10 protein-coding genes are annotated in these 11,603 nt (G+C 38.2%); 4 read left to right on the top strand and 6 right to left on the bottom strand.

Going from position 1 to position 11,603, the window contains the following annotated elements:
* Positions 1 to 256 precede the first annotated feature (256 nt).
* The 6 genes from P9B04_RS05595 to P9B04_RS05570 all read right to left on the bottom strand — a co-directional run bounded on the left by P9B04_RS05595 (position 257) and on the right by P9B04_RS05570 (position 7,852).
* Positions 257 to 1,879, bottom strand: a complete 1,623-nt coding sequence (locus P9B04_RS05595) for a protein adenylyltransferase SelO (RefSeq protein WP_446717967.1) — start codon at positions 1,877 to 1,879, stop codon at positions 257 to 259.
* A 204-nt stretch (positions 1,880 to 2,083) separates the two neighbouring features.
* The gene (locus tag P9B04_RS05590; RefSeq protein ID WP_342054017.1) at positions 2,084 to 2,371 is read right to left on the bottom strand and encodes a DUF2470 domain-containing protein; all 288 of its coding nucleotides are present in this window, start codon (positions 2,369 to 2,371) and stop codon (positions 2,084 to 2,086) included.
* Between the two features lie 3 nt (positions 2,372 to 2,374).
* Complete coding sequence (locus P9B04_RS05585; protein WP_342054016.1) at positions 2,375 to 3,148, bottom strand: cobalt-precorrin-6A reductase; 774 nt, start codon at positions 3,146 to 3,148, stop codon at positions 2,375 to 2,377.
* Between the two features lie 7 nt (positions 3,149 to 3,155).
* Complete coding sequence (locus P9B04_RS05580) at positions 3,156 to 3,356, bottom strand: hypothetical protein (RefSeq protein ID WP_342054015.1); 201 nt, start codon at positions 3,354 to 3,356, stop codon at positions 3,156 to 3,158.
* An 84-nt stretch (positions 3,357 to 3,440) separates the two neighbouring features.
* Positions 3,441 to 4,940, bottom strand: coding sequence for a hypothetical protein (locus P9B04_RS05575; RefSeq protein ID WP_342054014.1), 1,500 nt, complete (start codon positions 4,938 to 4,940; stop codon positions 3,441 to 3,443).
* 11 nt (positions 4,941 to 4,951) lie between these two features.
* The gene (locus tag P9B04_RS05570) at positions 4,952 to 7,852 is read right to left on the bottom strand and encodes a glycerol-3-phosphate acyltransferase (protein WP_342054013.1); all 2,901 of its coding nucleotides are present in this window, start codon (positions 7,850 to 7,852) and stop codon (positions 4,952 to 4,954) included.
* A gap of 333 nt (positions 7,853 to 8,185) precedes the next feature.
* Here P9B04_RS05570 and P9B04_RS05565 point away from each other — a divergent pair, with 333 nt between their 5' ends.
* The 4 genes from P9B04_RS05565 to P9B04_RS05550 all read left to right on the top strand — a co-directional run bounded on the left by P9B04_RS05565 (position 8,186) and on the right by P9B04_RS05550 (position 11,530).
* On the top strand, positions 8,186 to 9,607 hold the full coding sequence (locus P9B04_RS05565) for an LCP family protein (protein WP_342054012.1): 1,422 nt from the start codon (positions 8,186 to 8,188) through the stop codon (positions 9,605 to 9,607).
* A gap of 163 nt (positions 9,608 to 9,770) precedes the next feature.
* Positions 9,771 to 10,292 carry a hypothetical protein gene (locus P9B04_RS05560; RefSeq protein WP_342054011.1) on the top strand — a complete coding sequence of 174 codons (522 nt, stop codon included), beginning with the start codon at positions 9,771 to 9,773 and terminating at the stop codon, positions 10,290 to 10,292.
* An 18-nt stretch (positions 10,293 to 10,310) separates the two neighbouring features.
* Entirely contained in the window at positions 10,311 to 10,811 is a 501-nt protein-coding gene (locus P9B04_RS05555) for a hypothetical protein (RefSeq protein WP_342054010.1), read from the top strand.
* 545 nt (positions 10,812 to 11,356) lie between these two features.
* Positions 11,357 to 11,530, top strand: a complete 174-nt coding sequence (locus P9B04_RS05550) for a hypothetical protein (protein WP_342054009.1) — start codon at positions 11,357 to 11,359, stop codon at positions 11,528 to 11,530.
* Positions 11,531 to 11,603 lie beyond the last annotated feature (73 nt).

Raw genomic sequence — 11,603 nt, 5'->3', positions numbered from 1 at the left:
AGAGTTTTAGCCATCGTTCCTCATATCAACTTTTCTTGGTGCAAGATGTGAGTTTGAGCCTGTTTCCAGGTGTCAATTAGACTTCTCCAATTATATCATTTTTTGGTTAAGTCTCAAAGCTGCTGCCCCTGCTTTCATGAGGGGCTGTCTGAGGAGGTTTCCTCCTCAGTTTATACGCCCCATCCCGACACTGACCTTCGGTACAGTGCGGGGCTTCTCGCAGGGAAGCTAAAAAGTAAGTGACGGTAATTCAACATCAAGATGAGCAACTATAGTAAGATACGCCACCAGCATCAAAAAACGCCTTCGGTTTTAGACGATAGTATTTATCTTCTATTTCCTGTGATTGTTCATCATACGGATGGCTAAACACTTCTTGCAACTCTTTGACTAAGGTGTAGTCACCTTGCATGGCTTGTTGGTAGGCGGGAACAATCAACCACTCTCGCCATGTATATTTTGGGTTAGTCTGTTTCATATTTTTTGATATCTCAGCCAAATTACCGTCCTTAATGACGAGGTTGCGCCAGCTTTGTAGCCAAGATTGCCATTGCTCATCGAGTTGTTCTGAAGTGTTAACGTAGAAGCTCTTTTTCAATGGTTCCAAATCCTCTGGTATCTGGGATAACTCGCGGAAGAAAATGGTGTAATCTACCTCTGAGTCGGTCATTAACTGCATTAATTGCTCAAATAACTTTGGATTATATTCAGCCAAGCCAAGTTTGGCCGCCCACATTTTTTGGATTTGTTCTTGCATTGCTTCTGCAAAGTCACGGCCTACTTGATCGAACTGTTCTAAAGCTTGAGTCTCTTCTGCAAGTAGCGGTCTGACAGCTTTCCAAAACATATAATAATTTGCTTCTGCTGCCATTGGCTGATTGAAGAATGAAAAGTGCTGGCCGCCACCAGTCCAAGGTTGAAACCAAGGGTCAAAATTTTCACAAAACCCAAATGGTCCATAGTCGAGGGTAAAGCCACCCGCTGCGCAGTTGTCACTGTTAAAATTACCCTGGCAATAGCCAACACGTAGCCAATTAGCCACCAGTGAAGTTAGACGTTGGCGAAACAGCTTAGCCAACTCAACCAATTGATCGGCAAAACTAAGATTTTGATTAATGTCGCTTTTGTATTCTCGCTCTATTAAATGCAACACTATCATGCGCAACTCTTCTAATGCTCTTGGATGAGCATTGCTGCGAGCGCGACCGGCAAATAACTCTAGCTGACCAACGCGCAAAAAGGATGGTGCAACGCGAGTTGAAATAGCCACAGGATTGTCCACCAAAATATCAGGATCGGTGGAGTGAGAATCTTGAGAATACCAAGGCCGGGTAACAGTCTCAGTTTTAGAAACATACAGTGTTAAAGAACGGGATGTTGGAACACCTAAAGACTGCATATATTCTTGCGCCAGAAACTCACGGACACTTGAACGTAGGACTGCGCGCCCGTCGGCACCACGGCAATAAGGAGTGGGTCCGCCACCTTTCAATTGCATTTCCCAGCGCTGACCATTGATTATTGCTTCAAATACAGATATCGCCCGACCATCGCCATAACCATTACCAGTCCCGAATGGACAATTTTGGGTATATTCGTTGCCATAAATCGACAGGGCATAACCAGTTGCCCAGCCAAACGGACGCATAGGCTCATGGGTAGCAGAGATATCACCAGAAAATACTCGGAGAAATTGTTCATTAAAGGCCAGCTCGTCGCTCAACCCAAGTTCTTTAAAGAAGGTGGTGCTATGGGTGACATATTCTGGTTCTGCAAGCGGCGTAGGTGTCACAAGTACGAAATGACCAGAAAAAACCTGGCGGGCATAGTGATCATCACCATCGACAGTAGCATCAGGATCGGCATTTAAAGTATCCATCAGAGAATAATCTGCTAATCGCACAAACTCATCGAAGGTAGTTATGCAGGGGTCAGCAGATGGTTGAGATTGATACGACATTGTTGCTAACTTATATTTATATAGTAGTTGCTGTATAACTATCTTAATACCGATTAATAGTTAACAACTTAAGAAGATAATTATTACGTAGAGTATCAATAGAATTAAACCTCTACTAATGGACTATGAATTTTGAGAACTCCTAGCTTTTTTAACCATATCGATTAAGGTATGATGAGCGTCTTCTGAGTCCTCTAAAATGTGGTCAAATTTAACCCGAATTGGTATGTTTTCACCTTGAACAGTGGCCGATAAATTCATCCCCTCAGGATCAATAGATTCCATAATGGCTGTTTCTGTTTCTGGAACATTGCCAAATACTTGAGCATATAAAATAATTGCATTACTATGGTCGTCGTTCATGTGTTGACAAATGCGATCGCTAACGGTAGGAGTAATGGGATCAGACATAGTTTATTTTTGAAAACATTTATAACAAAACTTAATAATATCAGATAATTGTTCGGTCTGTTGTGGGTAATTTAATAAAGGTCGTTTAATAACAATTAAAGGAACGGCCAATTTCTTGGCGACTTGTACTTTGATATCTTCCCCTCCTTGTGTCCCAGAAGCCTTCGTAACCAGCAAATCAATTGCCCACTGTTGCCATAAAGCTTGTTCTAATTCTAGTGTAATGGGAGGGCGCAATGCAATAATTTGACTGCTGGAAAATCCTGCTTTTAAGGCCATCTGTAAAGAGTCTAACTGGGGAAGTATACGAGCGTATAATGTTGCTTGTTGATGCCATGATTGAAATTGATCTAAGTTTTTGCATCCAATTGTCAATAAAACTCGTTTATTTCTTAAATAATCGCCTCTAATTAGGTCTTCAAAACTATTCAAATAAAGAGGATAAGAATTATCAGTTAAACTGGGTCTTTCGTAACGTAGATAGGGAATTCCCTCATTTTCAGCAACCTGCATTACTGTTTGCGAAATATTGACAGCAAAAGGATGGGAAGCATCGATAATTCCTTTAATAGTTTCTCGATGGCATAATTGTCGAATGTTTGCTGTATCTAATTTGCCTATTTGAAGGTCAACCAGTGAGTCAGAAGGATATAGTTTGGCTGCAGTTGGGGTAGTTACAGTGATAAGACAATGAAAAGAGTTGTCCTTAATACTTTGACCTATGGTCACACTATCTCCTGTTCCTCCAATCAACCAAAGTTTGCCAACTTTTGTCATTGGATGGTTAATATTTACCCCCTTTTAGAGCTTTGGTAAAGTTTTGACGATAGGAAGTATTAACCACTAATAAAGCCGGCCAGAGCAAAGCTAACATCAATTTCGTTGCTATCTGACGACTAAAATTTGTGCGATTGTACCCTGAAACAAATTTCCAGATTCCTAGTAAATAAATTCCTAAAACAACAAGAGAGATAATCTTGGGCATTTTAATCCTTGTGGTAGTTTTTACAGTGGTTATGATTCAATTTTAGCTCATCCTTCAGTTATGTAAAATGTAGTCTAGAGATAGTTATGGTAACCATTGAGGTTTAAAGCCAAAAATCAGTTCTTGTGGTTGAATCTTTAAAGATTTATCTTCTCCTTTTAAGTCCGGGAGAGACAGTAACCAAACTTGTCCATCTGCGATCGCTTGTTTTTCCGTTGTTAGTAAATCAGTTGTAAACTGGGGTGAAGTGGTCACTACCTGATCGAATAATAAAGCTACTCCATCGGGGGACATACTCAAAATTACATCTTTGGAGTTAGGTAAAGCTAATAATGGTAAATCAGTTCCCTCGCTGATGTTGATAACTGATAAAAAAGGTTCTTGTCGATACTGTCCATCTTCACCTTGAATAATATCTGTTTTTAAACAATAAAGAGCATCTTCGTCTCTAGGTTCAAATTGACAGTTTAGAATAGGATAGGGGGTACGAAATAGTTCTTTATCTTTTCCATTTTCATTAATAACTACTAAAGAACGAGTGTAATCTACATTATCTTTAACTAGCAAAAGTTTCTCCCCATCTGGAGAAAAAGCAAGGGGTTTTTCATAGTTTTGTAAAATCTGGGAGTTCCCTCCTTCGCTCCCTAAAGGAACCATCCGTATTCCCCCTTGTTGACTAACAGCTAAACGTTTTCCATCGGGAGAAATCACAAATTCAGAACCAGGGATACCTAATGATATTAGCTTATTATCTTCCGTAATTATCCATAAACTTTTATCGTTTTCATTTCTCTGATTAACTCTTTGAACAACAATAACTTTGCCATTTTTTGAAAGATCGAAATTAATATTCTGATACTCTTGAGCATCAAGAATACGTTTAAGTTTTCCTGCGCGCTGAGACGGAGTGTTGGAGGGATCAACGTTAAATCCTGTTGTTACAGTGTAAAGTTCTTGTTGCGCTAAAGGGTTCCCACGAGTGTTGTGTTCAAAGGCACTGAAAATAATTTTTTCGCTATTGGGATAAATTTTAAAATTAGTAACAATTAAATCTTTGGGAGTAAGAATGGTTTTTTGAGGTTGATTAAGATTGGTGATATTGTATGTAATTAATCGACCTTTTTCTTCTCCTTCGATACCGATATAGGCAAAAACTCTATCTCGGGTACTAAATAAACTAACAAAAGATTTAATCTCCTCATCCCCATAACTTAGTTGAACATTGTCTAGTTTTATTTGGTAATTAGTTCCATATATGGGAGGATCATTTAAGGTATAAATTAGGGTTCTTCCTTGCCAGGTAAGTCTTCCCGGAAGAGGGGGTTCGATTATGAGATTTTTTTCAAGACTATTAGTATTGACGGAGCGATTAAAACTCAGAGTAAATGTCTTATCTTTGACTCCTACTTTTTTACCTTCCCAACTAAAATACTTTACTTGAAAAGGAACTTGATCTCCCATAATTAACAGGATTAATATGGCTATTGTTAAAGATAAGATACAACTTACTACTATCCAATCGAACTGATGAAACTTTTTTAACCAATCTTTGATTTTTAGGGTTTTGTTAAGGATGTTAACCATAGTTTTTCCGATTAGTTTTCTACTAGTTCGATAATACCTTGTTGTCCATCAATTTTTAATCTTTGGCCTTCTTTAAAAATTTCCGTAGCGTGGTCAATATTCATTACAGCAGGAATGCCATATTCTCGGGCAATGATTGCGCCGTGGGACAATGCTCCCCCTACCTCTGCTATGATACCACCTGCGTTGGCGATTAAAGGGCCCCAACCTGAGTCAGCATAAGGTATTACTAAGATGGTGTTGTTTGTGATCTTTCCTATTTCTTGAAGGTTACGGCAAATCTTGACATATCCTTCTACTTGTCCGCAACTTGCCCCTATTCCTTGTATTTTTTGAGCATTTGTATCTAATGAATTCAGTTTATTTTCTGCTATTTTAGTAACATTTCCGTAAACAACATAAGGAATGTTTTTTAAAGTTTTATTGGTGGTAAATTGTTCTTTTCTTTGATTAATCTTTGTCTGGATCTGTGAGATACTTTCTTGATATTCTGATTTGGCAATCTCCAAAATTTCGGCATGGGTTAACTGAAAAATATCCTCCTGTTTACTTATAAAACCTCTCTCTGCTAAATCTTCTGCTAACGCTAAAAAGTGCCACCTTAACTGAGCCAATAGTTGAGAGTAAACTGTTGTTACCTGTCCTTTTAAGTCCAGTCTTTTCTGAACTTGTTTTATTTTCCAGTTACTACTAATTTTTTTACGTTTACTTTTGGTACTGTTTATATTGAAGATTAGCTGAGTAAATAAAGTTTTAACAAGGTTAGGATTGTCTCGCCAACAAGGGACAGAAATATCAGTGGCTACATCGCTCAAGTAACCATAATTTTCTATAATTAGATTAAATTGTTGAACAATTTTTTGTCCCTTATGATTGTTTTCTAAGGTTGAAAATAAATCATCAGCACAGTTAATATTCGCCAAATCAACTAACAAAGCAGTTTCTTTGGCTAACTTTTCTAAATCTTGTAAAGCAGCGATTTCTGGAGTAGCATCGTTATTAAGTTTTTCAGGAGAAACCTTCAAGAGAGCTTGTCTTATAGCTAAACTCAAAGGAGCTAAAATACTGTAGTAAGTTGCTGGTTTTAGTAACAATAAAATTTCTTCGATGTTGTCTATTATTTCAGGTAATAACAGTTGATTTATTTCTTGATTTTGCAATTTTTCTAAACATGGTTTAAAGTTCTTTTGATAATCTTTTAAAAAATCCTTTTCTACATCCCATTCTCTTTTAGCTAAACGTAATAAACCAGGTAAATTACCCACAGTAGAAATCAAAGAAGGTTTGGTCATTTTGCTACCTCTAGTGAGGAATTCCAAACTTTCTGGAGGTAGTCCCATTAGTCGGAAAATTTCCCCCAGTAGTGTTGCATTAAAATAAGCTTGCTGAAAGTGTAGTGTAGCGGTTTTACTAAAATCCAAATTTTCTGCTTTCTCTTTTAAAACCAGTTTGAAAATATCACCCCATACTCCACAAGTTAAGGGTTTATTGATAGACCAAGTTAAAGATGATATGACCCCAGGGATAACTTCTGAGGCAATTTTTCTAGTCCAAATAGGTTGTAAATTGGTGATTGTTCTAGATTGCAAAATCCATAAATTTTCCCCATCGTAACTCCACTCTATATCTTGAGGAATGCCATGATAAATGCTTTCGATATCCCTAGCAAGCATAGCGACTTTTTCAATAATAAAATCAGGAACATTTCTAGACTTTACTCGATCTAAATTCTGAATTTTAATAGCATCGTTTTCCAGTTGATCGTAAACTGCCACCTGATATTGTTCAGGAGTAATTTTACCCGAAACAACTCGATCAGGGTTACCTGGCAAGGCTTCGATAATAACACAATTATTCACAGGATTAACGGGATCTCGACTAAAAGCAACCCCCGAAAAAGTACCTTGAACTTGCTTTTCAACTAATAAAGCAATTCCTTGATCGTTTTGTCCTCTATCTTGACGATATTTAACCGCATGAGGATGATTATAAGCAGCAAGACAATCCAGTATAGCTGCGGATAATTCCTGTTGATTAGTAACATTTAAAATAGTTAAGTATTGACCCGCAGCCGAAGCGTTTTCTGTGTCTTCTCCCAAAGCCGAAGAACGAACAACAAAAGGATGTTCTGGACTAGGATCGATATAATCTAGAAGGATTTGTGGATCATCTCCAGGGAGTAAAATCCATCCATTGGGGACAGCATAGCCTAAACTTCTCAAATAAGCCAAATTAGCTGCTTTGTTGCCAACTTTGTTCCCATCTAATTTATCATTTAAAGATAAAAGAGACTTTTCCCCTCGAAAAAATTTAAACATGGTTTTAGAAGAAGATTTAACTCCGTTTTCTGGTAAAGATAAATCATCGGGAACTTGATTAAAAATCCAAGCCATTAACCCCGATAAACTCCAAGCTAAGACAATATAATTTAGATCATGGGGATGTCGGACTGTCAGAATAAAAGCTAAGAGAAATAAAGCCAATAAACGTCCTGTTACCCGATCTCGAAAAATTGTAAAACTACTCAAGCTGATCAGAGCAGTTAAGAAAGTAGCAGCCCAATCATGAACAATTATGCCCCAAAATAAATTAGTGGTTCCGGCACCTTTTCCCATCCAATATCTACCCATAATTAAAGCCACCAAGGCCATCAGTTCCCACGGTAGTTGAAAAGGAAAAAAGTAACGGGCTAATAACACTGCAAAAATACCTTTTCCTGCCTCTGATAAAACAGCTAAAATCCCAATAAAAGTTCCCCCGTGATAAAAAGCAGCGGAAACAGAAACATTACCTGTTCCCATACCAGATAGTTTCTGACCTTTAAAAATATAAGTTAACCAATCTATTATGGGAAGACCTCCCAGTAAAGGACAAAAACAGACAATAATTAGAGAACCGATAATAGATTTCATAGAATAATATTTAAAAACAAATAAGGATACATTTTCGGTTCTTCGATCATAATCATTATTTCCTAAGCCCAAAAACAATTTATGTTATTTTAATGTATCTGCTCATTTTGCTGTAGTTCCCTCTCATCACTAAAACCGTTGATTATATTTATGTTCCAGGACTTATAGTAAACAACAGGAAAACTCCTTGCCCAAAAGTTAACTCAACTATGTGATATCATAAGTAGCTTAGTAGGGGTATCATCCCAAACAGACAGTCCGAGTATTGGTTTAAAGTAGCCGTCTGGCAACAAAGAACCTAGCTTAGACAGCATTCAAGGTGTGAGGAAAGCTGTGTCAGTCAAAAAAAATTATCCCCAAAACTCTTCTCAGCAGGAATATTCTGTCAAAAAAAAGCCTAAAGCATTGACTTGGTTTCTCATCGGTCTAGGGCTTACAGCAGTATCATTGAGTTCTGCTGCAGTAGGAGCTTTCGTCGCGGTGTCTTTATCAGCCACCCCTTTACAGCAAAGTTCCCTCACCCCAGAAGAAGAGGAGGTATTCGGAAAAAATCAAGCTATTTCCTATAAAAGTTTACGGCTTCCTGAGTTAAGCCGTCCCGTCAATGTTTTAATTTTAGGAACCAAAGTTCTTACCTCAGAACTGGATGAAAAACCCACAGAGGACTTAGGATATCACGCCCTAGTTAATTCCTTTAAAGGGTTGTCGGATACTATGGTTTTGGTTAGGTTCGATCCCGTGAGCAAGAAGCTGAGCCTTCTATCAATTCCCAGAGACACCCAAACAACCATCAACTACCAACTGACAAAGATTAACGAGGCGAACTATTATGGTGGCCCTGCTTTAGCGGCGGAAACCGTCAGCGAGTTGTTAGGTGGAGTAGAAATCGATCGCTACATACGGGTGAATATTCAAGGGGTAGAAAAGTTTATTGATGCCTTGGGAGGGGTGAATATGTATGTTCCCAAGGACATGAAATATACTGATCATAGTCAACATCTCTATATCGATCTCAAAGAAGGTCAGCAACATTTAGACGGGGAAAAAGCTGTTTCATTTTTGAGGTTTCGCTACGATCGCTATGGGGATATTGGAAGAGTACAACGGCAACAAATGTTTATGAGAGCCTTAGTAGAACAGGCGTTGAAACCCCAAACACTACTGAGAATTCCTGAAATTTTATCCATTATTAGCGAGTATATAGACACCAACTTAACTGTTGAAGAACTAGTAGCTTTATCAGGTTATGCCTCCCAAACCAAACGCTCTAACGTACAAATGTTAATGCTCCCCGGACGGTTTAGTGGAGATGGGAAACAGGAAGTAAGTTATTGGTTGCCTAACCGTTATCAGATTAAGAACATGGCGGCTGAGCATTTTGATCATGGCGAAAGGAATTTTCAAACAGAAGGCACCAACACCAGTAGACTGAGAATTGCCATCCAAGATAGTACAGAAGATCCTGAAGCTGTGCAGAGGATGGTAAATCATCTGATAGAAGCAGGGTACCGTCGAATATTTGTTAGCGATCGCTGGTCTGAACCCCTACAAACTACTAGAATTCTCGCCCAAAACGGTGATGATTTTGGAGCGGCAACTTTACGAGCGGATTTGGGAATAGGGGAAGTTTTAGTGGAAAGTACGGGAAATTTAGCCTCTGATGTTACCATTATTTTGGGTCAAGATTGGCAAAATTCCTTGCCTAGCCCCTCAATTCAAATTCAAGAATCCTCTGTTAAGTCTCCAGTTGATTAGGAATAAAAAAATCGTCTTGAATCAGAATTAAGGAAATACTCTTAAATTACAATTAAGAAATATAGGCTTCTTTAGCACTGATCAAGGGAGTCAAAGACTGCGTAGAATAACTGTTCAAGGAACTTATAAGTGAGCTAACATAGAAAAGTAAACAGCCGATAGAATGAGAATGCCTATGGGTTGTCCTGTGGAGACAAAAATGCAGTTCGAGGAACAATTGGAAAGCCTTATTAATGAAGCCCCTCAGCATGGTGTACCAATTCCCGTGATGGAAAAAGCGGTTGCCCCAGCACTAAAATTTTTTGCTAGTCAGCTTCAACATGAGAAGTACTATGTTTTATATGGTAAAAATCGGTCTTGGTTAGTAACAACCCTAAGCAATAAAAAGAACCCAAAACAAGAAAAACGGGTAATTTATGCCTTTACTACTAAAAAAGATGCTGAGACGTTTCAAGGAATTGTTAATCCAGAAATTCGCGTTATTTCGATTCCTGTCACCCATTTATTGTTTCAACTTTTCTCAATAGAATCTATCGATAGTCTTATTTTTCGAGAATTACCTGGAAATAAAGAGCAACAAGTGGAAATTTCTCGGGAGAAAATACAAAATGTTATTCAACAACAATTACGTCGTTTAAAACTAGATTCTTCAACCATCAAAAACATTCCCCCCAATTTTGCTTAAGTTCACTGTTTTTTGTTTATGTTATATTCACGTCCGTCATCAACTGTATTAAACTATTACGACGCTTATTCTTGTCCTGTGTGTCATCATGGAGAAATTACGACATTGCCCTTAATGGAGGCATTTTCTTGCAATTTTTGTGGTCATATTTTTACGGCTAATCTGGATAAACAGGCTATTACCATTGTTGATAGTCAACTTCCCTTAACTTGGCATTGGACTGGGAAACGCTGGGAGAATACTCGTTCTGCTAGAATGTTTCAGTGGGGCTATCGTTTGTTAGCTTTGGGTTTTTTGTTCTTACCCACATTAATGGTTGCAGCCGGAGCTTATCTATTTCCCACATTACCAGATAGTCCTTTAGCTTGGTTTTCATGGTTTTGGGTGGGGCTAACTTTTTTCTGTCACCTCAGTTGTTTATTTTGGTTATTGCTAGAGTACTATCAGTTTCCGTTGTCATTATATTTTGAAGCATTAAGGAACAATTTGTTATCTCGTTTATCTTTACTCAACAACTAAAGTAGATGGTTGGACATAAATAAATCTCACTGTGTAAATATGTGTAAACATGGTTGTGAGCAGACTCCTGCCTCCTTCTTCTTCGCTGATAGCAATTTTCATTTGCATAGATTACAAATTCAGAGAAAAATAGTCTCCACATTTCCCACTCCTCCCTGTTACTGAGCGAAGTCGAAGTACACTCCCCACCCTCAGTAAACCGAGATTTTGATACACTCAATTGAAAACTGCTACGAGATGACTCACCTCGGTTGGGACACCGAAAAAGGTCAACAGTATCTTGTTGACACTTACAAAATGCGATCGAGGATGCAGTTAAGCGATGAGCAAATCCTTTAATTCCTTGATTATCTCAAATCTCAGCCCACTTTCAAAGTTGATCAGACCCTTCTGTTTCAGGGAGTTAGCTGATTAGATCACTAATGTTCTTATTCTGAGCAAGACAAAAATTGCTGTATCAAAAGTCAAGTATTTGTTACATTAATTTATATTTTGTTATAATAGTTTATGGAACTTCAACTAGTGATTTCGTTGAGAAACTTTTCATGAAAGTCCGATGGACAAAACTATTTTGGCGAACAGTGGTTTGGTTAAGTGCCGAAGTTGTATTGACCTTGTTGGGAGTAGATGATTTAGCTGACTATAGTGAGTTTATCTTTCAAAACCGAACCGATCTCCTCTTATTGGAGGTTTCTATTAGTCTCACCACCTCAGTTTGATTAGTTATCCCCCTTCCCCAGGAAGCTTCTCAAAAAGTCTGGGGGGACTCGCCGAAAGTTAGGGGACAAAGAT

Origin of the sequence: Crocosphaera sp. Alani8 (assembly GCF_038442745.1) — a bacterium.
Classification (GTDB): Bacteria; Cyanobacteriota; Cyanobacteriia; order Cyanobacteriales; family Microcystaceae; genus Crocosphaera.
The sequence above is the reverse complement of the archived record's forward strand: the minus strand, read 5'-3'. Positions and strand labels throughout refer to the sequence as shown.

What these genes read in the sequence shown, in the direction of transcription:
- P9B04_RS05555 (WP_342054010.1), top strand. Translation starts at nt 10,311, where the DNA reads ATGTTATATTCACGTCCGTCATCAACTGTATTAAACTATTACGACGCT.
- P9B04_RS05570 (WP_342054013.1), bottom strand. Translation starts at nt 7,852, where the DNA reads ATGAAATCTATTATCGGTTCTCTAATTATTGTCTGTTTTTGTCCTTTA.
- P9B04_RS05575 (WP_342054014.1), bottom strand. Translation starts at nt 4,940, where the DNA reads ATGGTTAACATCCTTAACAAAACCCTAAAAATCAAAGATTGGTTAAAA.
- P9B04_RS05585 (WP_342054016.1), bottom strand. Translation starts at nt 3,148, where the DNA reads ATGACAAAAGTTGGCAAACTTTGGTTGATTGGAGGAACAGGAGATAGT.
- P9B04_RS05580 (WP_342054015.1), bottom strand. Translation starts at nt 3,356, where the DNA reads ATGCCCAAGATTATCTCTCTTGTTGTTTTAGGAATTTATTTACTAGGA.
- P9B04_RS05550 (WP_342054009.1), top strand. Translation starts at nt 11,357, where the DNA reads ATGAAAGTCCGATGGACAAAACTATTTTGGCGAACAGTGGTTTGGTTA.
- P9B04_RS05595 (WP_446717967.1), bottom strand. Translation starts at nt 1,879, where the DNA reads ATGGATACTTTAAATGCCGATCCTGATGCTACTGTCGATGGTGATGAT.
- P9B04_RS05560 (WP_342054011.1), top strand. Translation starts at nt 9,771, where the DNA reads ATGAGAATGCCTATGGGTTGTCCTGTGGAGACAAAAATGCAGTTCGAG.
- P9B04_RS05590 (WP_342054017.1), bottom strand. Translation starts at nt 2,371, where the DNA reads ATGTCTGATCCCATTACTCCTACCGTTAGCGATCGCATTTGTCAACAC.